Origin of the sequence: Tepidimonas taiwanensis (assembly GCF_020162115.1) — a bacterium.
In the GTDB taxonomy this organism is placed as follows: Bacteria; Pseudomonadota; Gammaproteobacteria; order Burkholderiales; family Burkholderiaceae_C; genus Tepidimonas; species Tepidimonas taiwanensis.
On sequence record NZ_CP083911.1, the window covers coordinates 1800130 to 1820306 of the forward strand.

At 69.0% G+C, this 20177-nt stretch carries 23 protein-coding genes and 1 tRNA gene; 8 read left to right on the forward strand and 16 right to left on the reverse strand.

Annotated features, from left to right (window positions below; all coding sequences use genetic code 11):
* Positions 1-159 precede the first annotated feature (159 nt).
* Positions 160-1080 (reverse strand): cysteine synthase CysM, encoded by a 921-nt coding sequence (gene cysM / locus LCC91_RS08435; protein WP_043698651.1) that lies wholly within the window; start codon positions 1078-1080, stop codon positions 160-162.
* Between the two features lie 111 nt (positions 1081-1191).
* On the opposite strand from cysM, the gene LCC91_RS08440 reads away from it, so the two are divergent.
* Positions 1192-1278, forward strand: a tRNA-Leu gene (locus LCC91_RS08440).
* Between the two features lie 77 nt (positions 1279-1355).
* Here the strand turns inward: LCC91_RS08440 and LCC91_RS08445 are convergent.
* Positions 1356-2318, reverse strand: coding sequence for an SDR family oxidoreductase (locus LCC91_RS08445; protein ID WP_043698580.1), 963 nt, complete (start codon positions 2316-2318; stop codon positions 1356-1358).
* Between the two features lie 112 nt (positions 2319-2430).
* Here LCC91_RS08445 and LCC91_RS08450 point away from each other — a divergent pair, with 112 nt between their 5' ends.
* Positions 2431-3465, forward strand: a complete 1035-nt coding sequence (locus LCC91_RS08450; protein ID WP_043698577.1) for a CDP-6-deoxy-delta-3,4-glucoseen reductase — start codon at positions 2431-2433, stop codon at positions 3463-3465.
* 337 nt (positions 3466-3802) lie between these two features.
* On the opposite strand, the gene LCC91_RS08455 is transcribed toward LCC91_RS08450, so the two are convergent.
* Genes LCC91_RS08455 through LCC91_RS08475 form a run of 5 tightly spaced genes read right to left on the reverse strand, consistent with a single transcriptional unit; the run spans position 3803 to position 7954 of the window.
* The gene (locus LCC91_RS08455; protein ID WP_082007431.1) at positions 3803-4453 is read right to left on the reverse strand and encodes an SCO family protein; all 651 of its coding nucleotides are present in this window, start codon (positions 4451-4453) and stop codon (positions 3803-3805) included.
* On the reverse strand, positions 4450-5364 hold the full coding sequence (gene cyoE, locus LCC91_RS08460; RefSeq protein ID WP_058616523.1) for a heme o synthase: 915 nt from the start codon (positions 5362-5364) through the stop codon (positions 4450-4452). Before cyoE ends, LCC91_RS08455 begins: the two co-directional genes overlap by 4 nt.
* On the reverse strand, positions 5361-6518 hold the full coding sequence (locus LCC91_RS08465; RefSeq protein WP_058616533.1) for a COX15/CtaA family protein: 1158 nt from the start codon (positions 6516-6518) through the stop codon (positions 5361-5363). Before LCC91_RS08465 ends, cyoE begins: the two co-directional genes overlap by 4 nt.
* A gap of 7 nt (positions 6519-6525) precedes the next feature.
* The gene (locus tag LCC91_RS08470) at positions 6526-7245 is read right to left on the reverse strand and encodes an SCO family protein (RefSeq protein ID WP_058616524.1); all 720 of its coding nucleotides are present in this window, start codon (positions 7243-7245) and stop codon (positions 6526-6528) included.
* A complete protein-coding gene (locus LCC91_RS08475; RefSeq protein ID WP_058616525.1) occupies positions 7202-7954 on the reverse strand; it encodes an SURF1 family protein in 753 nt (250 codons plus the stop codon). Before LCC91_RS08475 ends, LCC91_RS08470 begins: the two co-directional genes overlap by 44 nt.
* Positions 7955-7969: 15 nt before the next feature.
* Here LCC91_RS08475 and LCC91_RS08480 point away from each other — a divergent pair, with 15 nt between their 5' ends.
* Entirely contained in the window at positions 7970-8194 is a 225-nt protein-coding gene (locus LCC91_RS08480; RefSeq protein WP_043698645.1) for a twin transmembrane helix small protein, read from the forward strand.
* 121 nt (positions 8195-8315) lie between these two features.
* On the opposite strand, the gene LCC91_RS08485 is transcribed toward LCC91_RS08480, so the two are convergent.
* From LCC91_RS08485 to LCC91_RS08520, 8 genes are all read right to left on the reverse strand, one after another.
* A complete protein-coding gene (locus tag LCC91_RS08485; RefSeq protein WP_043698566.1) occupies positions 8316-9197 on the reverse strand; it encodes a cytochrome c oxidase subunit 3 in 882 nt (293 codons plus the stop codon).
* Between the two features lie 55 nt (positions 9198-9252).
* Positions 9253-9468, reverse strand: a complete 216-nt coding sequence (locus LCC91_RS08490) for a DUF2970 domain-containing protein (RefSeq protein ID WP_043698564.1) — start codon at positions 9466-9468, stop codon at positions 9253-9255.
* Complete coding sequence (locus LCC91_RS08495) at positions 9465-10052, reverse strand: cytochrome c oxidase assembly protein (RefSeq protein ID WP_043698561.1); 588 nt, start codon at positions 10050-10052, stop codon at positions 9465-9467. The genes LCC91_RS08490 and LCC91_RS08495 overlap by 4 nt, the downstream gene beginning before the upstream one ends.
* 31 nt (positions 10053-10083) lie before the next feature.
* Positions 10084-10197, reverse strand: a complete 114-nt coding sequence (locus LCC91_RS08500; RefSeq protein WP_224440892.1) for a cytochrome oxidase small assembly protein — start codon at positions 10195-10197, stop codon at positions 10084-10086.
* 19 nt (positions 10198-10216) lie between these two features.
* Positions 10217-11842, reverse strand: a complete 1626-nt coding sequence (gene ctaD, locus LCC91_RS08505) for a cytochrome c oxidase subunit I (RefSeq protein ID WP_043698558.1) — start codon at positions 11840-11842, stop codon at positions 10217-10219.
* A gap of 44 nt (positions 11843-11886) precedes the next feature.
* Positions 11887-13098 carry a cytochrome c oxidase subunit II gene (coxB, locus tag LCC91_RS08510; RefSeq protein ID WP_052231357.1) on the reverse strand — a complete coding sequence of 404 codons (1212 nt, stop codon included), beginning with the start codon at positions 13096-13098 and terminating at the stop codon, positions 11887-11889.
* 137 nt (positions 13099-13235) lie between these two features.
* Positions 13236-13787 carry a DUF2244 domain-containing protein gene (locus LCC91_RS08515; protein ID WP_082007427.1) on the reverse strand — a complete coding sequence of 184 codons (552 nt, stop codon included), beginning with the start codon at positions 13785-13787 and terminating at the stop codon, positions 13236-13238.
* A gap of 43 nt (positions 13788-13830) precedes the next feature.
* Positions 13831-14793, reverse strand: coding sequence for a methyltransferase domain-containing protein (locus LCC91_RS08520; protein ID WP_043698552.1), 963 nt, complete (start codon positions 14791-14793; stop codon positions 13831-13833).
* A 304-nt stretch (positions 14794-15097) separates the two neighbouring features.
* Here LCC91_RS08520 and LCC91_RS08525 point away from each other — a divergent pair, with 304 nt between their 5' ends.
* On the forward strand, positions 15098-15619 hold the full coding sequence (locus tag LCC91_RS08525) for a ComF family protein (protein WP_161936826.1): 522 nt from the start codon (positions 15098-15100) through the stop codon (positions 15617-15619).
* 10 nt (positions 15620-15629) lie between these two features.
* A complete protein-coding gene (locus LCC91_RS08530) occupies positions 15630-16121 on the forward strand; it encodes a tRNA (cytidine(34)-2'-O)-methyltransferase (protein ID WP_043698546.1) in 492 nt (163 codons plus the stop codon).
* On the opposite strand, the gene LCC91_RS08535 is transcribed toward LCC91_RS08530, so the two are convergent.
* Positions 16112-16567 (reverse strand): MaoC family dehydratase, encoded by a 456-nt coding sequence (locus LCC91_RS08535; protein ID WP_043698543.1) that lies wholly within the window; start codon positions 16565-16567, stop codon positions 16112-16114. The two genes, LCC91_RS08530 and LCC91_RS08535, sit on opposite strands and share 10 nt — an antisense overlap.
* 78 nt (positions 16568-16645) lie before the next feature.
* Here LCC91_RS08535 and LCC91_RS08540 point away from each other — a divergent pair, with 78 nt between their 5' ends.
* The 3 genes from LCC91_RS08540 (at position 16646) to glyA (ending at position 20175) form a co-directional block, all read left to right on the forward strand.
* A complete protein-coding gene (locus LCC91_RS08540) occupies positions 16646-17080 on the forward strand; it encodes a DUF1841 family protein (RefSeq protein ID WP_043698540.1) in 435 nt (144 codons plus the stop codon).
* Positions 17081-17816: 736 nt separating this feature from the next.
* Positions 17817-18734, forward strand: coding sequence for a transglycosylase SLT domain-containing protein (locus LCC91_RS08545; RefSeq protein WP_052231356.1), 918 nt, complete (start codon positions 17817-17819; stop codon positions 18732-18734).
* A gap of 196 nt (positions 18735-18930) precedes the next feature.
* Entirely contained in the window at positions 18931-20175 is a 1245-nt protein-coding gene (gene glyA, locus LCC91_RS08550; protein WP_043698537.1) for a serine hydroxymethyltransferase, read from the forward strand.
* Positions 20176-20177 lie beyond the last annotated feature (2 nt).

The following is a 20177-nucleotide window of genomic DNA, read 5'->3' on the forward strand; positions in this document are numbered from 1 at the left end:
CGTTCTGTGCTTGTGAGGAAAGCTGGGGACTCAAGACAAAACCGTGCCGGAGCAATAGGAGACGCCGAGGGGAGCGTCGCCGCTTCCCTGAGGGTTGCTCACGCCAACCTCGCCCCGGGCATGCCTTCGACGGACGGTGGCCCGGGGCGCCCCCGACGCTCACGCCGGAAACACCCCGGTGGAAAGATACCGGTCACCCCGGTCACAGACGACGAACACGATGGTGGCGTTTTCCACCTGCTGCGCGATCTGCTGCGCCACCCAGCACGCCCCCGCAGCCGAAATACCGGCGAAGATCCCCTCCTCGCGCGCCAGCCGCCGGCACATCGCCTCGGCATCGGCCTGGCTCACGTACACCAGCTCGTCCACGCCCGACGGATCGTAGATCTTGGGCAGGTACTCGGGGGGCCACTTGCGGATGCCCGGGATGCGCGAACCTTCGCTGGGCTGCGCGCCGATGACGCGGATCGCGGGGTTTTGCTCCTTCAGAAAGCGCGACACGCCCGTGATCGTGCCGGTCGTGCCCATCGCGCTGACGAAGTGCGTGATGCGCCCGCCGGTTTGCTTCCAGATTTCGGGACCTGTCGTTTCGTAGTGAATGCGCGGGTTGTCCGGGTTGGCGAACTGGTCGAGCACCTTGCCCTTGCCTTCGCGCTGCATCTTCTCGGCCAGGTCGCGCGCGTACTCCATCCCGCCGCTCTTGGGCGTGAGGATCAGCTCCGCACCGAAGGCCTTCATGGTCTGTGCGCGCTCGATCGACAGGTCCTCCGGCATGATCAGCACCATGCGGTAGCCGCGGATGGCCGCGGCCATCGCGAGCGCAATGCCGGTGTTGCCGCTCGTGGCCTCGATCAGCGTGTCGCCGGGCCGGATCTCGCCGCGCTCCTCGGCGCGGCGGATCATGGACAGCGCCGGGCGGTCCTTGACCGAGCCGGCCGGGTTGTTGCCCTCGAGCTTGCCCAGCACGACGTTGCCGCGCTCGCGGTTGGCGGGCTCGCCGATGCGCTGCAGCGCGACCAGCGGGGTCTGGCCGATGGCGTCTTCGATGGTGGGGTAGCGCCGCGGCGGACGTCGCCGCACGGTGGTCGATCGGGAAGAAGCGGTATTGCCCATGAACGGATGTCGGATCGTGAGAGCGGCATCATGCCGCCGGTCGATGGCTTGCACTGTGCCATAATTTTGGCTCTGCGCGCCGGAGTGGCGAAATAGGTAGACGCAGCAGATTCAAAATCTGCCGGTGGCGACACCGTGCCGGTTCGAGTCCGGCTTCCGGCACCAGGCGCAGCCCCTACTCTCCCCACAGAGCGTCAAACACCCACCCCATCGGCGGTTCGGGGTTTTGGTTTCCGCCGTCGTCACGGTGACGCACGATCCGCGCGGGGATCTGCGGCCGCGGATACTGCGGCTTGCAACCCTTCCCGCACCGTGGGGTAGCGCAGCCGCAGGCGCAGTTCGCGCCGCAGGCGCTCGTTGCACAGCCGGCGCGACTCGTTCATGAACGACAACACCATCAGCGGCAACTGCTGCTCGGCCCCCGCGCGCGCGATGCGCGGCGGCCGCGGCAGCCCCAGCACATCGGCCGCCAGGTCGAAATAATCCCCCATCTTCAGCGCGCTGTCGTCGCACACGTGAAAAACCCGCTGCGGTGGCGCCAGCCACAGGGCGCGATCGCACGCGCGCGCCAGATCGTCGGCGTGGACGTGGTTGGTGTAGACGTCATCCTCCGGCCGCAGCACGGGCATGCCACGGCGCAGGCGATCCGCCGGGCCACCCTCCCGGTCGTGCGCATAGATCCCCGGAATGCGCAGCACGCTCACCCGCGCGCCGGTATAGCGCCCCCACCAGCGCCACACCCGTTCGGCGTCGAGCCGGCGCCACGCGCGCGGCGTCTGCGGCGCGGGCGGACGTGTCTCGGTCACCCACTCGCCCCCGCAGTCTCCGTACACCCCTGTCGTAGACGCATACACCAGCGCCTGCGGCGCAGATCGGCGCGCCAGCGCCGTGGCCAGCGCGCGCGAACGCGGATCGCGCCGCCAGTCGCGCAACCCCTCGGATGGCGGCGGCGCGAGCATCAGCACCCGGTGCGCCAACCCGGCCAGCCGCTGCAGCGACGCGGGAGCGTCCAGATCGCCCACCAGCGGAGTGATGCCCGCCGCGCGCAACGCCGGCACGCGCGCGGGAGTCGACGTCAGGGCATAGAGCCGCACCCGCCCGGCCAGCCCCCGCGCCACGCGCAACCCCACGTCCCCACAACCCACGATCAAGACGCGCTGGCGCCGAAACCGCGCCGGCCGCGCCCCAGCCCCCGGATTGAACATGCTCACTCGCTCCTTCCTTGCTCACCGACGCCCCCACGTCGGGCAGGCCGGTGACCTTTTGCGACAATCACGGCATCGCGTTCCTGCGGCCCGCCGCCGCTCTCCCGCCAGTATGACATTCACCATCACCGTCGAACCCAGCGGCCGCACCTTCACGGCCACCGAACACGAAACGCTGCTCGCCGCCGCCATCCGGCAGGGCATCGGCCTGCCCTACGGCTGCAAGGACGGGGCCTGCGGCTCGTGCAAATGCCGCAAGCTCTCCGGCACCGTCACGCACGGGCCGCACCAGTCGAAAGCGCTCAGCGCCGACGAGGAGGCCGCCGGGCTGATCCTGACCTGCTGCGCCACCGCGCACAGCGACGTCGTGATCGAATCGCGCCAGGTCACCGAGGCCGGCGCGTTCCCGGTCAAAAAACTGCCGGTGCGCGTGCAACGGCTGGAGCGCGCCGCGCCCGACGTGATGATCGTGCACCTGCAGCTGCCGGCCACCGACACCTTCCAGTACCGCGCGGGGCAGTACATCGAATTCCTGCTGCGCGACGGGTCACGGCGCGCCTACTCGATGGCCAACGCACCGGACGAACGCAACGCCGCGGCGGCGCTGGAGCTGCACATCCGCCACATGCCGGGCGGCAAGTTCACCGACCACGTCTTCGGCGCGATGAAGGAAAAGGAGATCCTGCGCATCGAAGGGCCGTTCGGCAGCTTCTTCCTGCGCGAGGATTCCGACAAGCCCATCATCCTGCTCGCCTCCGGCACCGGCTTCGCGCCGATCAAGGCGATCGTACAGCAGATGCGCGCACAGAACATCACCCGCCCGACGTGGCTCTACTGGGGCGGGCGCCGCCCGCACGACTTGTATCAGGACGGCTGGGTGCGCGAAGCGGCCGCCGCGCTGCCGAACCTGACGTATGTGCCGGTCGTCTCCGACGCGTTGCCGGAGGACGGCTGGAGCGGTCGAACCGGCTTCGTGCACCAGGCGGTGCTGGCCGACCACCCGGATCTGTCGGGCTTCGAGGTCTACGCGTGCGGTGCACCGATCGTCGTCGAGTCCGCCCGCCGCGACTACGCCGCCGCCGGCCTGCCGCCCGAGGCGTTCTACGCCGACGCCTTCACGTCGGAGGCGGACAAGGCCCAGGGATGACACGCCAAGGTCATCGCGGTGTCCAACCACTGGTCAAGGGTCTGAACCTCCCGCAAATCGTTGCACCGGACGCTGCGCAGCGGCTCACACGACCTGCAAGCCTCCCGAGGCGGGCCGCTGCCGCATGTGCCCCTTATTGATCCAGTACGGAGTGTTTTGTACTCCCGCGCCGGGCTCTTCTCGTGTGATGTAAGCGGGGGTTCAAGACAACACCGTGCCTGAGCGGTAGGGGCTTAAGCCCCCCTGCATCTTGACATTGAACGCCGCGGATAGGCTCACGCCGCCCGCAAGCCTTCTCGTGCGGATGCCGCCGGCATCGGCACCCCCAGGGGCAGGATCACCCTTCGGACAGCAACCGCTTGACGTCGTTGGCCAGCGCCTGGGCACCGCTGCCGTAGCGGTAGTAGAGGCGCAGCCGGCCCTGCGTGTCGTACACGTAGCTGCCGGCGGAGTGGTCCATCGTGTAGCTGGTCGGGGTCTTGCCTTCGACCTTTTTGTAGTAGACCTTGAAAGCCTTGGCCAGCGCCGGCAGTTCCTCCGGCGTGGCGCGCAGGGCCAGGAAGGTCGGGTCGAAGCTCGCCATGTAGGCGCGCATCACCTCCGGCGTGTCGCGCTCGGGGTCCACGCTGATAAAAATCCCCTGCAGCCGCTCGCCATCCGGGCCGAGCAGCCGCTTGGCCTCGGCCAGTTCGGACAGCGACGTCGGGCATACGTCCGGGCACTGCGTGAAACCGAAGAACACGACCACCACCTTGCCGCGGAAATCGGCCAGCGTGCGCCGCTGCCCGTGCTGGTCCGGCAGATCGAACCCCTGCGCGTAATCGGCGCCGGTGATGTCGATGCCGTTGAAAGCGGGCGCCCGCTCGCCACAACCGGCCAGCCACCCCGCGCCCAGGGTCCACGCCACGCCGCCCAGCAGTTGGGTGAACAGCCGCCGGCGGGGGGCGGCAGCGGCTTCAGGGGACGTGTTGCGCAACGGGTTCGTCATGGCGTCATGATCAGATAATGGTCCAAAAGCATCGCCGCAAACAGCAGCGACAGGTGGATCAACGAGTAACGGAAGGTCTTGCGCGCGAGCGCATCCGAATAGTTGCGCCACAGCCGCCACGCGTACACGACGAAGCCCGCGTTGAGCACCACCGCCGCCAGCAAATAGAGCCAGCCGTTCATGCGCAGCAGGTACGGCAGCAGGCAGGCCGCGAACAGAATCAGCGTGTACAGCAGGATGTGCAGCCGGGTGAATTCGGAGCCGTGCGTCACCGGCAGCATCGGCAGCCCGGACCGGCGGTAATCCTCCACCCGGTACAGCGCCAGCGCCCAGAAGTGCGGCGGCGTCCACAGGAAGATGATCAAAAACAGCACCAGCGCCTCGGCGGTGACGGCGTCGGTCATCGCCGCCCAACCGAGCACCGGCGGCATCGCGCCTGATGCGCCGCCGATCACGATATTCTGTGGCGTCAGTGGTTTGAGGATCACCGTGTAAATCACCGCATACCCGACGAAGGTGGCCAGCGTCAACCACATCGTCAGCGGGTTGACCGCCCAATACAGCAGCGCGCAGCCGAGCGCGCACAGCACCGCGGAGAACGCCAGCGCCTGCCGCTGGCTGAGCTCGCCGCGCGCGGTCGGGCGCCACGCGGTGCGGCGCATGCGCGCGTCGATGTGCTGCTCGATCAGGCAGTTGAACGCCGCCGCCGCGCCGGAGACCATCCAGATCCCCAGGCACGCCAGCGCCATCGTCGCCCACTGGGCGGCGCTGGGCCAACCGGGGACGGCCAGCACCATGCCGATCAGCGCGCAAAAGACGATCAGCTGGATGACGCGCGGCTTCATCAGCACGTAGTACTGCCGCCAGGTCGGCGGCAGCGCAGAAGCCATCGTCGTGTGCGGCGCGTTCATGCACGGCCCTCCTGCCACGTAGGCGCCACCGGCGTCGCCCCGGTCCAGCCGACGCGCGCCGGGTAGGCCGCGGCGATCCAGCCCGCCAGCAGCGTCACGAGTGCCGCCGCCCCGCCCGTGTGGGCGACGGCGGCCAGCAGCGGCCACTCCAGCACCACGTTGCTCAGCCCCGTGAGCAGCTGCCACGCCGCCAGCGCCCACAGCCAGTGCGCGTGCGCACGCAGCCCGCGCCGCCACAGCGCCCAGCCGACGCCCAACAACGCCGCCAGCACGACATAGGCGAACAGCCGGTGCGCGTAGTGGATCGCCGTCAGCGCCGCGAACGGCAGCGCATCGCCGCTGCCCTGCGCGCCCAGCGGTCGCCACAGCTCGAAGCCCCGCGCCCAGTCCATCGGCGGCCACCAGCTCCCCTGACAGGTCGGGAAGTCGCGGCAAGCCAGCACCGCGTAATTGGTGCTGACCCAACCGCCGAGCGCCACCTGCATCCCGACCAACGCCAGCAGCCCCCACAGCGCCAGCCGCAGCGCGGGCGGGGTCGCAGCGGCCTGCCGGCTCAGGCGGTCCGCCTCACCGTAGCGCACCGCCTGCAAGCGCAGCAGCGCCAGCAGTATCAACCCGCCCAACAGGTGCAGCGTGACGATGGCCGGGAACAGCTTCATCGTCACCGTCAGCGCCCCAAACGCGCCCTGCAGGCAGACCCACACCAGCGTGAGCACCGGCCATAGCACCGGCATGGCCGGGTCGCGCCGCCGCTCCAACACGCTCACCACCGCCATCACCAGGATGAGCACCCCCACCCCCGTGGCCAGGTAGCGGTGGATCATCTCGATCCACGCCTTCGTGAACGTGACGGGGCCGGTGGGCATCGCCGCCTGCGCCGCGGCGATATCGGCGCGAGCCCCGATGGGGCTCGCCGCGCCGTAGCAGCCGGGCCAGTCCGGACACCCCAGGCCAGAGTCGGTCAGGCGCGTGAACGCTCCGAAGAGCACCAGGTCAAAGGTGAGAAACAGCGTCAGCCCGGTCAGCGCCCGCAGCCGCTGCGCCGTCCCGGCCCCGCGGCTGCGCATCCACACCCACAGCAGCGGCCCGGCCGCGATCAACAGCCCCAGGATCATCAGCCGAAACACCGGCGTCCAGTCGTACAGGGTTTCCATCACCACCTCACGGACGCCCGGGCCGGTCCCACGAACTGGACGCGCGCATCAGCCGCTCCAAATCGCGCCGCATCTTCGCCGGATCAGCGTTCGGCGGAAACCGCATCATCCAGTGGCCCATCGGATCGACCACGTACAGGTGATCGGCCAGGCGCGCGCCCGGGGCCGGCTCCAGCCAGCGCGCCAGCTCCGCCTCGTCCACCCACAGCACGGTGGCCTTCGCCAGCGCCGGGCGCAGTCGCTCAGGGAAAGTCCGGTCGCCCGTGCGCAGCCACACCCAGTCCATGCGGTCCTTGTCCTTGCCCAGCCCCTCGCGCAGCTGCCGCTGCAGGTACAGGTGCCGCTCGCACTGCGCGTCGCACGCGCTGTCGGCGACGCTGATGAACAGCCACTGGTGGGCCAGCGACGGCAGCGGCACGGCGCGGCCCTCGGCGTCGATCCCCGTCATCGCCGGCAGCGGGCGCTGCGGCTCGATCAGCTCGCCGTAGCTGCGCCGGCCCTCGGGACGGATCACGTAGTACGTGAAATACGACGCAATGACCGGCGAGGCGCTGACGAGAAACAGCAGCAGCATCTTCCAGCGGCCGCGCCGCGTCGCCGCCATGTCACGCGTCACCGTCGGCCCCGGCGTCGGCAGGCTGTGCACGGTCAGCGTCAGCGGCTCGTCAGCACGGGACGCCGGCTCAGGCGTGGCGCCGCCGGGGAGAGAGGAATTGAAACCAGACATAAAGGGCGAGAATCAGGGTGGCCAGCGCAAACCACTGGACCGCGTAGCCGACGTGCTTGGCCGGATCGACGGCGACGACCGGCCACGCCCGCTGCAGTGGCAGCGCGTCCGCCGACGGCTCGGCCGGCCCGGTTTGCTGCACCGACACCGTAGGCAGCAGCGCGAGGCGCCATTCACCACCGTAAGCCGGGATCTCGATATTCTGCCGGATACGGCCACCGGTGTCCGGCCCCAGCTGCAATAACGGGGATGGAGGCGGGGCCAGCACCCCCTCCACCGTCACGGACACGGTGGGCGTGGACACCGGCGGAACCCGGGTGCGGTCCTGGGCATCGCGCGGCAGCCATCCTCGCTGCACCACCAGCCCCGGTCCGTTGCCGTCCGCAGGCAGCAGCGGCGTGACGACGACGAACCCCGCGCGCCCTTCCATCGGCCGGTTGTCCAGGTACACGGTGGCCTCGGGCACCCAGCGGCCGGTCAGTCGAACGGGGCGCCCGACCAGCGTGTCGAGCTGCCCCCGCGCGTGCGCGTCGTGCAGCGCAGTCCAGTCCACTGCGGGCCGGGCCGCCTGCGCCGCACGCGCCGCGAGCAGCGCGCGCTTGTCCGCCGCGCGCCCGAGCTGCCACACGCCCAGCGACGCCGTGACCGCGATCCCCACCACCGCCGCCAGGGTGATCACCCAAAACCGCCCATCCCGGCGTGCCTTCATCGCATAATGCTCCGCATGAAAGTGCTCGTCCCCATCGCCTTCGTCGCCATTGTCGCGAGTCTCGGCTGGGCCCTCGTGGCCATGATGCGGGGCGACTCCAGCAGCGGCGACGCGCAGCGCTCCCGCCGCATGGCGCGCGCCCTGACGATGCGCATCGGGTTGTCGATCGCGTTGTTCGCGCTCATCCTGCTCGCCCACTGGATGGGGTGGATCCAGCCCACCGGGCTGCCCGCGCGCTGATACATCCAGCCAGACACGCTCGGGCAGCGTCCGCAACGGCTCCGCGCCGAGAAACGTTCACCCACGCGAAAAAAGAAAGCGCCCGCAGGCGCTTTCCCTCTCCGACGCGCGCGGTGCCGCGTCACATCCAGTACACGAGCACGTACAGGAACAGCCAAACGACGTCCACGAAGTGCCAGTACCACGCGGCCCCTTCGAAGCCAAAGTGGCGGTCCTTGGTGAAGTGGCCCTTTTGCAGCCGCAGCGTGATCACCAGCAGCATCAGCATGCCCACGAACACGTGGAAGCCGTGGAAGCCCGTGAGCATGAAGAATGTGGAACCAAAGATCCCCGAGCTGAGCTTGAGGTTCAGGTCGGTATAGGCGTGGTAGTACTCGTAGCCCTGCACCAGCAGGAAGATGGCACCCAGCAGTACCGTGACCCACATGAAGGCGATCGCCTTGGTGCGGTTGTCATCCTGCAGCGCATGGTGCGCGATCGTCAGCGTCAGACCCGAGGTGAGCAGCAGTGCGGTGTTGATCGTGGGCAGCCAGAACGGACCAACGGTCTGGAACGGCTCGACGATGCCGGCCGGCGACGCGGTCGCGCCCGCCTGGACCGACGGCCAAATGGCCTGGAAGTCGGGCCAGATCAGGCTGTTTTCCAGGTTGCCCAGGGTCGGCACCGAGTGGCTGCGCGCCCACCACAGGGCCGTGAAGAACGCCCCGAAGAACATCACCTCCGAGAAGATGAACCAGCTCATGCTCCAGCGGTAGGAGATGTCGATCTTGCGGCTGTACAGGCCCCCTTCGCTTTCGGTCACCGCGTCCCGGAACCACTGGTACAGCACCACCAGCCACCACGCCAACCCGAAGGCAAGCGACCACTTGCCCCATTCGACGCCGTTGATCCACTGGCCGGCCCCCAGGATCACGAAAAACAGCCCGGCCGCGGCCATCACGGGGTGCCGCGACAGCCCGGGGACGTAGTAGTACGGCGTGCCGCCGTGTGTGGTTGCAGACATGTTCACTCCTCGTTGAACTTTATGAATCCAAATCGAAAAAACCGCTCGTTCGCCCTCAGGCCGTAGCCACCACCCAGCGTGCGATCAGCATCAGCACAATGACAAACAGGAACGCCAACACGACGCCGGTGGCCAGCACCGCGATCGGGTTGAGGCGCTGCACATCCTGCTCGAAATCGGCCCGCCGGCGCAACCCGATGAAGCTCCACAGCACCGCCTTGACGGTGTCGAGCACCGCCACCGGCCGCTGGTGCGGCGCGGGCGCGGTCATGATGCCCCTCCCGGCGTGGCCACCGCGGCGGTCGGGGCCGCCGGCGTGGGCGCCCCGACTTCGAAGAAGGTGTACGACAACGTGATCGTCTTGACGTCCTTGGGCAGCTTCGGGTCGATGACAAAAGCCACGGGCCATTCCTTTTTCTCGCCGGGCGCCAGCGTGTACTGGTTGAAGCAGAAGCACTCCAGCTTGTTGAAGTGGTTGGCGGCCTGCCGGGGCGCGTAGCTCGGGATGGCCTGCGCGGCCATCGTGCGGTTTTGCACGTTCTGGAACTCGTACATCACCGTCGCGAGCTGCCCCGGGTGCACCTCCATCGACCGCACCGCCGGCTTGAAGTGCCACGGCCCGCGCACGTTGGTGTCGAACTCGACCGTCACCGTGCGCGACGTGTCCACCTGCGTGTTGACCGGGTCGACGCGCGACTTGCCCGGCACCTGCCGCTCGCCCAGCGCCAGGATGTTGATGCCCGTGACCTCGCAGATGGCGCGATAGATCGGCACCAGCGCGTAGCCGAAGGCAAACATCCCCACGGCGATCACGACCAGCTTGCCGGTCATGCGCAAATTGTCAAGGCGGCGCATCGGGGTCGTCACGGCACGGTGCTCCTGCGGGTCAGGCCCCGAGCAACACGATCTTGGCCACGAAGCCCAGGGCAAAGGCCAAGGCCACCGACGCCAGGATCCACCCCAGACGGACGTTCTGCCGGCGTTGCTCGGGTGTGCTCACATCCACCTCCGACATCCGATCAGCCGACGATACGGGTCGCCGTCGCGTCCAGCTTCGGCGGCGTCTCGAAGGTGTGGTGCGGCGCGGGCGACGGAACCTCCCACTCCAGACCCTCGGCTCCTTCCCACGGCTTCTGCGGTGCCTTCTCGCCCTGGCCGCGCATCATCGGCAACACGACGAACAGGAAGAAGTACACCTGTGCGAGCCCGAAGGCGAAGGCCCCGACCGACGCGATCGCGTTGAAGTCCGCGAACTGCATCGGGTAGTCGGCGTAGCGACGCGGCATGCCGGCCAGCCCCAGGAAGTGCATCGGGAAGAAGGTGACGTTGAACGAGATCATCGACCACCAGAAGTGGATCTTGCCGCGCGTCTCGTTGTACATGACGCCGGTCCACTTCGGGCCCCAGTAGTAGAAGCCCGCGAACATCGCGAACAGCGAGCCCGCTACCAGCACGTAGTGGAAGTGCGCCACCACGTAGTAGGTGTCCTGGAAGTTGATGTCCAGCGGTGCCATCGACAGCATCAGCCCGGTGAAGCCGCCCATCGTGAACACGAAGATGAAGCCGACCGCCCACAGCATCGGGGTCTCGAAGGTCATCGAACCCTTCCACATCGTGGCGATCCAGTTGAAGATCTTCACGCCCGTGGGCACCGCGATCAGCATCGTCGCGTACATGAAGAACAGCTGACCCGTCACCGGCATGCCGGTCGTGAACATGTGGTGCGCCCACACGATGAACGACAGGATCGCGATCGACGCGGTCGCATACACCATCGAGGTGTAGCCGAAGAGCTTCTTGCGCGCGAACGCCGGCACGACCTGGCTGATGATGCCGAAGGCCGGCAGGATCATGATGTAGACCTCGGGGTGGCCAAAGAACCAGAAGATGTGCTGGTACATCACCGGGTCACCACCACCGGCCGGGTTGAAGAAGCTGGTGCCGAAGTGGCGGTCGGTCAGCGTCATCGTGATCGCACCAGCGAGCACCGGCATCACCGCGATCAGCAGATAGGCCGTGATCAGCCACGTCCACGCGAACATCGGCATCTTCATCAGCGTCATGCCGGGCGCGCGCATGTTCAGGATGGTCACGATGATGTTGATCGAGCCCATGATGGACGAGGCGCCGAGGATGTGCATCGCAAAGATCGCCGCATCCATCGACGGGCCCATCTGCAGCGTCAGCGGCGCGTACAGCGTCCAGCCGGCCGCGGGCGCGCCACCGGGCATGAAGAACGACAGCACGATGATGATCGCCGCGGGCACCATCAGCCAGAAGCTGAAGTTATTCATGCGCGCGAACGCCATGTCGGATGCGCCGATTTGCAGCGGCAGCATCCAGTTCGCGAAGCCCACGAACGCCGGCATGATCGCGCCGAACACCATGATGATGCCGTGCATGGTCGTGAGCTGGTTGAACAGCTCGGGGTTGACGACCTGCAGGCCCGGCTGGAACAGCTCGGCCCGGATGCCCAGGGCCAGCAGCCCGCCGATCATCAACATCGTGAAACTGAACAGCAGGTACAGCGTTCCGATGTCTTTGTGGTTGGTGGCGAACACCCAGCGCCGCCAGCCCGTCGGCACGTGGTGGGCGTGGTCATGTTCGTGCGCGTGCACGCCGTGGTGATCCAGTACTGCACTCATCGCGGTTTCCTCGTGGTGGCTTTCAACTCAATCCCATTCGGCGATCACTGACGCGCCGCCAGCACTTCCTTCGGCTGCACGACCTGGCCGGTGTTGTTCGACCAGCTGTTTTTCGCGTAGGTCATCACCGCCGCCAGCTCGACGTCAGAGAGCTGCTTCCACGCGGGCATCGCGCCGTTGCCCGCGCCGTTGAGCAGGATCTGGATCATCTTGCCATGGTCCGCGTCGGTGACGATGGCCGAGCCATCCAGCGCCTTGATCGGACCAGCCCCCTTGCCGTTGGCCTGGTGGCAGGCGGCGCAGTTGGCCGCGTACACCTTCTCGCCGCGTGCGAGCAGCTCGGCCTGCGTCCACTCCTTGTTGGGGTCGTCGGCCTTGGCCGCCATGGCCTGCTGCTGCTTGGCCACCCACGCGCTGTACTCTTCCTGCGTCACCACCTTCACGTGGATCGGCATGAAGGCGTGCTCCTTGCCGCACAATTCGGCGCACTGGCCGTAGAAGTCACCCGTCTTCTCGGCGCGGAACCACGTGTCGCGCACGAAGCCGGGAATCGCGTCCTGCTTGACGCCGAACGCCGGCACCATCCACGCGTGGATCACGTCGTTGGCGGTCGTGATGATGCGCACCTTTTTGCCCACTGGCACGACCAGCGGGTTGTCGACTTTCAGGAGGTAGTCGTCGGTGGGCGGCGGGTTGCCGGAGTCGGCCCAGACGCGGTGTTGCGGGTCCAGCGTCGAGAGGAACTGGATGCCTTCGCCCTCGCCCTTCAGATACTCGTACCCCCACTTCCACTGCATACCGACCACCTTGATGGTCAGGTCGCTGTTGGTCGTGTCCTTCTGGGCCACGATGACCTTGGTCGCGGGCAGCGCCATGCCGATGACGATCAGCAGCGGCACGATGGTCCAGCCCAGCTCCACCCAGATCGGTTCGGGCAGTTCCTTCGCCTGGTGCCCGACGGACTTGCGGTGCTTGGCGATCGAGTAGAACATGATGCCGAACACGACCACGAAGATCGTGGCGCAGATCGCGAGCATGAACCAGTGCAGCCAGTGCTGCTCCTCGGCGATGCGCGTCGCTGGTGGATGGAAGTTGAGCTGGTTGACCGCCGGGCCGCCCGGCAGGTCGTTGACGGCGGCGCGCACCGCGTTCGTCCACCAGACCCCGGCGGCCAGCAAGGCCGTCTGGACGCCGTGCCGCGCCCCGTTCCAGACACCGGCCCCTCGCCAGCGCCGTGCTTCACCAGACTGCTTCATCGTGCTCACGTCGTTTGCCTCGAATATAAGCGTTGATTTATGTCAACGCGGATTACACCAAACTTTGCCTGTGGCAGCAGTACGGGCATTCCCTGATCCCCGGTCGGGCCGAGGGATCACGACCGCGCGCCGGCGGGTCATGCCACGCACAGCGCGCGCCGCAACTCCCGCGCCAGCTGGCGCCGCTCCTCCGGCCGCGCGTGCCGCCCGACCCGCACCACCTTCGGGCCGACGTGCAACTCCACCAGCCCGCCGTCGTCCGCCTCCAATACCTGCAGCCCCGGGCGCACCAGCTCGTGCCGCACCACCGCGCCCCCCTGCTCGCATTCCACCAGCAAACGCCGGCCGTCCCACTCGAGCACCTCCCGGTCCGTGGCGTGGCGCGCGTACCAGACGAACGCCCACCCGAGCGCCACCGTCTCCAGCACGGCAAACGGCAGCACGAGCTGCGCCCCCAGCGCCCAGAAGGCCGACGAGACCGCGAGCGACGCCCCCGCGGCCAACGCGAAGGCCCACGCACATTGCCGCGGTGTCAACGCACAGTTGCGTCGGAAACACCAGCGCAGACGCGCTGTCGCCGCCGACGGGCCAGCACCCGCCGACCCATCGACCGATCCACCATCGGGTACCACCGGAAGACTCCTGGGGCCGCACCGGCCCGAGCACCACGCGACCGAGCGGCGACGCATGCGTCGGCCGACCCGTTTGATCTAAATCAATTGTAGTGCGGTTTCAGGGGGAACTCCCCCGGGGAGGGTGTGCGCCGCCACGGCGCAGCGCCTCGCGCAGGCGCTCCAGCGGCACCGCTGTCTCGCCCCCCGCCGCGCGCCGGGGGGCCGGCCGCCACGCGTGGCCGTAGACCACCTCGACCGTCAGGCACAGGTGGCCGTCCGCGTTGCGCGGCAACCCCTCCTCGACCGCGCGCAGCCAGCGTGCGCGCCATTGCCGGGCGCGCAGTGCGGGAAAACGCCCCCCGTGCCAGTTGCGGCCCGTTTCGCGCAGGTCGGCCAGCAGCCGCTCGGCGTTCGGGTAGGCGAGCGTCAGACGCTCCATGTCCATCACCGGCTCCGCATAACCCGTCGCGACGAGCCAGTCGCCCCAATCGTGCATGTCCACGTAGGCGGGCGCCGGCGCGGGCCAGCCGTGCGCCGCGTGCAGCGCGCGCAGCTCCTTGGCCGTATCGGGCCCCAGGCACGAAAACATCAGAAACCCGTCGACCGCGAGCCACGCATGCCACTGGCGCAGCCAGCGCTGCGGGTCGGCCACCGCGTGCAGCGCCATGTTCGCCCACACGAGCCCGATCGGCTCGGGCGGCGCGTCCCCCTCGGCCAACACCCCCGCCACCGGCGGCACCGTGTCGGCCGGACGCCGCGCCCAGCGGCGCCACCAGGGAGTGCCCCCGGCCTGCCAGCGGGCCCGTGTGGCCGCCGCCAACTCCCCCGCCAGCCATACCCGCGCCTGCGGGTAGCGCTGCGCCACCGCGCGGTGCGCCTGCTCCCCTGCAAGCAGCGGCGACCAGCTGATCCACGCCTGTGGCTGCGCCTTGATCCAGTCCAGCCGCTGGGCCATGCGCGCCCCGACGGTTTCGTGCAGCCAGGGACTTGCCGGCGGAACCCGCGCTCGCCAGCGTGCGGTGGCCACGGGGTCGAGTTCAGGCCGGCGGTCCGCGGCGGCAGGGGTGGCGGGATCGGTCATGGGCGACGCAGTATAGTGAGGGTGGGCCCACGATGCGTCCGGGCCCGCAAAACCGATGGGGCGACCGGGGTTGAAGGGATGGCAACGGCCACGCGCCGCGTGGCGGGGTATGGTGCGTGCGCTGGGGCGCGCGTTGCCGGCTCTCTGCGAGGTCTGCGGCGCCTGGCCCGACGGTCCGCTGTGCCCGCAATGCCGGCGGGACCTCGCGCCCCTGTTGCCCCGCTGCCCCGGGTGCGCGCGGCCGGTCCCGGTAGGGGTGGCGCGGTGCGACGGCTGCACCCGCGACCCGCCGCCGTGGACCGCCGTGCTCGCCCGTGTCGATTACGCCTACCCATGGGACGCATGGATCCGGGCGCTGAAGTCGCGCGGCGCGCCCGGCCTCGCGCGGACGCTTGCGGCGCTGTGGCTGGACGACCCCACCCTGCGCACGCGATTGGCCGAGGCGGATCTCTGGACGCCCATCCCGCTGGCACCAGCCCGACTGGCCGAGCGCGGGTACAACCAGTCGTGGGTGCTGATGCGAGCGCTGGCCCGGCTCACCGCCACGCCACCGGGCGAGCCGACGCTGCTGGCGCGCAACCCCGACGCCCCGATCTTGCACCACCTGGACGCCTCGGCCCGCCGTCAGCAGATGCACCACCTGATCCGCGTTTCCCCCGTAGCAGCGGCACGCGTGCGCGGCCGGCACGTGCTGGTGGTCGACGACGTCATGACCACCGGCACAACGCTGCGCGCCGCGACGTGGGCGCTGCGCGCGGCGGGGGCCCGCGCGGTCAGCGCGCTGGTCGTCGCGCGCACGCCACCGCCGGATAGCGGGGTGGAATAATGCGCGCCCCATGTTCCACATCGTCCTCGTCGCGCCGGAAATCCCACCCAACACCGGCAACGTGATCCGCCTGTGCGCCAACACCGGCTGCACGCTGCACCTCGTCGAGCCGCTCGGGTTTTCGATGGAAGACAAACTGCTGCGCCGTGCCGGGCTCGACTACCACGAGTACGCCACGGTGCGGCGGCACACCTCATGGACGGAATTGGTGGCGAGCGAGCGACCCTCGCCGGCGCGCACCTTCGCGCTGACCACGCGGGGGACGCGCAACGCCTTCGCCACGTCGTTCGCGGCGGGGGACTGGTTCGTTTTCGGCAGCGAATCGCGCGGACTCGACCCGACGGTGCTGGCGTGGTTCGCCCCGGCGCAGCGCCTGCGGCTGCCGATGCGGCCGGGCCAGCGCAGCCTCAACCTCTCCAACGCCGTGGCGGTGGTGGCGTTCGAGGCGTGGCGCCAACTCGGCTTCGCTGGCGCCACGCCGGCCGCCCCCGATCAGGCGTAGTAACGCACCAGGAAGTCCGCCACGCAGGCCGGTTTGTCCTCGCCCTCGATCTCGACGGTCGCGCGCCAGCACAGGTGCGCAACGGCGGGGGCGAGGCGCTGCAGCGACTGCAGCACGAAACGCGCACGCACGCGGCTGCCCTCGCGCACCGGAGCGGTGAAGCGTACGCGATCCGTGCCGTAGTTGATGGCCATGCGCACCCCGCGCACCTGCACCGCCTCGCCCATCCACTTGGGCAGCAGCGACAGCGTCAGGAACCCGTGCGCGATCGTGCGCCCGAACGGCCCCTGCGCCGCCCGCTCGGCGTCGACGTGGATCCATTGGTGGTCGTCGGTGGCGTCGGCGAAACGGTTGATGCGATCCTGTGTGATGGGCATCCAGTCGGTCAGCGCCACCTCGCTGCCCACGGCCGCTTCCAGCGCGTCGATCGATTCGAAGGTTTTCATGCCCGCGACTGTACCGGCAGCGTGGCGCCGCCGCCGGCGTCGGCTTGTCGAACCGGCGACATCGCGCACAATCACGTCATGTTCACTCCTTCGCAAGCCGACGTGCGGCGCTTTTTCTGCGGGGCGTTCGACAAGGGGCAGCGGGGCCTGCCGCTCGAGCCGCTGGAGACGCTCGCCTACGAATGGATGCTGCGCCACCCGGAGTACCACGGCGCGCTCGCCGACCTGGAGGCCGCGCTGCGCTCGATGACGGACGTCGACCCGGCGCGGGACAACCCGTTTCTGCACCTGTCGATGCATCTGAGCATCAGTGAACAATGCTCGATCGACCAGCCCCCGGGCATCCGGCAGGCGGTGGAGCTGCTCGCCGCGCGCCGTGGCTCGCTGCACGCGGCGCACCACGAGGTGATGGAGTGCCTCGGCCGCATGCTGTGGGAGAGCCAGGTGAACGGCCGCCCGCCCGACGGGCAGGCCTATCTGGCGGAGGTGCGCCGCCGCGCCACCGGGGCCTGAGCGCGCTCGCCGACCACGTGGCCGGCCCCTATTGCTCCGGCACGGTTTTGTCCAGAGTCCCCAGCTTTCCTCACAGGCACAGAACGCTGCGGGGGAGGCAAAACTTATTCATACCGGATCTATAAAAAACGATGAAGGCCCCGACAGGCTGCACCCGTCGGGGCCCTGGCACGGGGTTGCACCGTGCCGACCGTGGCGACGTGGAGAGTGTCGTCGCACGCCGCCGGAAGCAAGGGATTGCTTCCATTGTCAGAACCAAGCCGGAACGTGCACCGCCCCGGCGGGCCCGTCGCGACGCGGGTGCCTTTGGCATGCAGACCGCGATGCGACGGTTTCACTGTACCCCTATCCCCGAGGCCACGGGTTGATTTTTTTCGATCCCTCACCCACGGTCGATTGCACGGGGCACACCGGGGCGCGGCGCAACCGGTGATGGATTACATTCCCAAAAAGAATAAAACATCGGTTTCTAAGTATTGACCAGTCATGACGATCACCCTACCATCGCGCCCGTTCATTCGGTAAAACCCGAATCCCGGCCGGACGGGCGCATCGCCCGCCCCCACCGGCGCCACGAGGGCGCCACACCGGGACCTCTGTGATTGGGTCGCCAGCGCCCCACCGCCCCGCAGGGCGGGTCGGGCCGCTGGCCCCGCGTTCACCACCGATGGCGCGCCGCTGCGTCGGCGCCTGGTGGATCGGGACGCGGGTCTTGTTGAGAGAAAGGAGTGTGCGCATGACCCCGTGCATCGACACCCGGGAGATGCTCCCGGTCGACGTGCCCGCGGCGGCCCGCGCGCCATCGCGTCTCGCACCTGCGCGCGTCGCGGCCCGGATCTGGGCCGCCGCGCGGCATGGCATGGCCTTGGTCGGCTTGGCGACGCTGGCGACGCTGGCGCTGTTGGCCGCCCACCCGGAACTGCGCGCCGACGTGCAGCGGGCGCTGGTGGCGGGCTGGACCGCGGATGACGTCGCCGACGCCGTGTCCCTCGTCACCGACGGGAACGAGGACATCAGCGACCGCGTGCTAGCCGCCGACCTTCAGGCCCTGCCGCCGGAACAGGCGCGCGTGGCGCAGTGGCTGGCGCGCAAATACCGGGTCGCCAGCGAGCCGATCGGCGCTCTCGTCGCAGAGGCGTACCAGCTCGGGCCGCAGCTGCGGCTCGACCCCGCGCTCATCCTCGCGGTCATGGCGATCGAATCGCGCTTCAACCCCTTCGCCGCCAGCCCGTGGGGTGCGCACGGGCTGATGCAGGTGCACACGCGCGTCCACGCCGACAAGTTCGAGGCGCTGGGCGGCACCCTCGCGGTGTTCGACCCGCTGAGCAACCTGCGCGTGGGCGCCGCGATCCTGCAGGACGCGGTGCGCCGCGCCGGCTCGATCCCGGGCGGGCTGCGGCTGTACGTCGGCGCCGTCACGAGCGATGGCGCGGACTACATCGTCAAGGTGCTGTCGGAGTACGAGCGGCTCAAGCGCGTGCACGGCGGCCAGCGTGTGCCGTTCCAGGCGGCGATGCCGCTGCCCGAAGGCATACTGCCGCCAGCGGTGCCGGTGACGCCAACGGTTCCTGGCGCGTCGCGTGATGACAGGGGCAGTGCCCTCGAGGCAGACGCGGCGCCGCGCGCCCCGGCCGCGGGCCCGCAGGCCTCTTGATAGAATAGGGCGCGCGCGCAACTGGCGATAGGCGCGGCGGCGGGCGCGGTGCGCCCCGCCGGCGGCCGACGTGGACACACCACGGGGGAGCGCGCGGCTGCCGTGGACCGGTCCGCGGCGCGTGTGCCGTTCGCCTGGGCCGCCCGGGGTGCCGGTATCCGGCACCGCGGGTCCAACCGACCCCGACAGGACCGCCATGTTCGACCGCAACATCCTCATCGAGCAAACCGACCCCGAACTGTGGGCCGCGATCCAGGCCGAAAACCGCCGCCAGGAAGCCCACATCGAACTCATCGCCAGCGAAAACTACGCCTCGCCGGCCGTGATGGCCGCGCAGGGCACGCAGCTGACCAACAAATACGCCGAAGGCTATCCCGGGCGGCGCTACTATGGTGGCTGCGAGCACGTGGACGTGGCCGAGCAGCTCGCGATCGACCGCGTCAAGCAGCTCTTCGGGGCCGAGGCGGCCAACGTCCAGCCGCACTGCGGCGCCAGCGCCAACGAGGCGGTGTTTCTTGCGTTCCTCAAGCCTGGCGACACCATCATGGGCATGAGCCTGGCCGAAGGCGGCCACCTCACGCACGGCATGGCGCTGAACATGTCGGGCAAGTGGTTCAACGTCATCAGCTACGGCCTCAACGACCGAGAGGAGATCGACTACGACGCGATGGAGGCCAAGGCGCGCGCGCACCGGCCCAAACTGATCATCGCCGGGGCGAGCGCCTACAGCCTGCGCATCGACTTCGAGCGCTTCGCCCGCGTCGCGCGCGAAATCGGCGCCATCTTCATGGTGGACATGGCGCACTACGCCGGCCTGATCGCGGCGGGCGTCTACCCGAACCCGGTGCCGCACGCCGACGTCGTCACCTCCACGACGCACAAGAGCCTGCGCGGCCCGCGCGGCGGCATCATCCTGATGAAGGCCGAGCACGAAAAGGCCATCAACAGCGCGGTCTTCCCCGGCCTGCAGGGTGGGCCGCTGATGCACGTCATCGCCGCCAAGGCCGTCGCGTTCAAAGAGGCGCTGTCGCCCGCGTTCAAGACCTACCAGCAGCAAGTCGTCCGCAACGCGCAGGCGATGGCCGAGACGCTGCAGGCGCGCGGCCTGCGCATCGTGAGCGGCCGCACCGAAAGCCACGTGATGCTCGTCGACCTGCGCGCCAAGGGCATCACCGGTAAGGAGGCCGAGGCGGTGCTCGGCCAGGCGCACATCACCGTCAACAAAAACGCCATCCCCAACGACCCGGAAAAGCCGATGGTCACCAGCGGCATCCGCCTGGGCACGCCCGCGATGACCACGCGCGGGTTCGGCGAGGCGGAGGCGCGCCAGACCGCACACCTGATCGCCGACGTGCTCGACGATCCGCGCAACCCGACCACGATCGAGCGGGTGCGCGCGCAGGTGGCGGAGCTGACGGCGCGCTTCCCCGTCTACGGCTGAGA

Excerpts from the sequence above, each read along its gene's own strand:
- cyoE (WP_058616523.1), bottom strand. The coding sequence starts at position 5,364 with ATGAACGCGCCGCACACGACGATGGCTTCTGCGCTGCCGCCGACCTGG.
- LCC91_RS08535 (WP_043698543.1), bottom strand. The coding sequence starts at position 16,567 with ATGAAAACCTTCGAATCGATCGACGCGCTGGAAGCGGCCGTGGGCAGC.
- LCC91_RS08445 (WP_043698580.1), bottom strand. The coding sequence starts at position 2,318 with ATGTTCAATCCGGGGGCTGGGGCGCGGCCGGCGCGGTTTCGGCGCCAG.
- LCC91_RS08450 (WP_043698577.1), top strand. The coding sequence starts at position 2,431 with ATGACATTCACCATCACCGTCGAACCCAGCGGCCGCACCTTCACGGCC.
- LCC91_RS08475 (WP_058616525.1), bottom strand. The coding sequence starts at position 7,954 with ATGAAGGCACGCCGGGATGGGCGGTTTTGGGTGATCACCCTGGCGGCG.
- LCC91_RS08465 (WP_058616533.1), bottom strand. The coding sequence starts at position 6,518 with ATGGAAACCCTGTACGACTGGACGCCGGTGTTTCGGCTGATGATCCTG.
- ctaD (WP_043698558.1), bottom strand. The coding sequence starts at position 11,842 with ATGAGTGCAGTACTGGATCACCACGGCGTGCACGCGCACGAACATGAC.
- coxB (WP_052231357.1), bottom strand. The coding sequence starts at position 13,098 with ATGAAGCAGTCTGGTGAAGCACGGCGCTGGCGAGGGGCCGGTGTCTGG.
- LCC91_RS08545 (WP_052231356.1), top strand. The coding sequence starts at position 17,817 with ATGACCCCGTGCATCGACACCCGGGAGATGCTCCCGGTCGACGTGCCC.
- LCC91_RS08515 (WP_082007427.1), bottom strand. The coding sequence starts at position 13,787 with ATGCGTCGCCGCTCGGTCGCGTGGTGCTCGGGCCGGTGCGGCCCCAGG.
- LCC91_RS08485 (WP_043698566.1), bottom strand. The coding sequence starts at position 9,197 with ATGTCTGCAACCACACACGGCGGCACGCCGTACTACTACGTCCCCGGG.
- LCC91_RS08455 (WP_082007431.1), bottom strand. The coding sequence starts at position 4,453 with ATGACGAACCCGTTGCGCAACACGTCCCCTGAAGCCGCTGCCGCCCCC.
- LCC91_RS08490 (WP_043698564.1), bottom strand. The coding sequence starts at position 9,468 with ATGACCGCGCCCGCGCCGCACCAGCGGCCGGTGGCGGTGCTCGACACC.
- LCC91_RS08540 (WP_043698540.1), top strand. The coding sequence starts at position 16,646 with ATGTTCACTCCTTCGCAAGCCGACGTGCGGCGCTTTTTCTGCGGGGCG.
- LCC91_RS08480 (WP_043698645.1), top strand. The coding sequence starts at position 7,970 with ATGAAAGTGCTCGTCCCCATCGCCTTCGTCGCCATTGTCGCGAGTCTC.
- LCC91_RS08495 (WP_043698561.1), bottom strand. The coding sequence starts at position 10,052 with ATGCGCCGCCTTGACAATTTGCGCATGACCGGCAAGCTGGTCGTGATC.
- LCC91_RS08470 (WP_058616524.1), bottom strand. The coding sequence starts at position 7,245 with ATGTCTGGTTTCAATTCCTCTCTCCCCGGCGGCGCCACGCCTGAGCCG.
- glyA (WP_043698537.1), top strand. The coding sequence starts at position 18,931 with ATGTTCGACCGCAACATCCTCATCGAGCAAACCGACCCCGAACTGTGG.
- LCC91_RS08530 (WP_043698546.1), top strand. The coding sequence starts at position 15,630 with ATGTTCCACATCGTCCTCGTCGCGCCGGAAATCCCACCCAACACCGGC.
- LCC91_RS08520 (WP_043698552.1), bottom strand. The coding sequence starts at position 14,793 with ATGACCGATCCCGCCACCCCTGCCGCCGCGGACCGCCGGCCTGAACTC.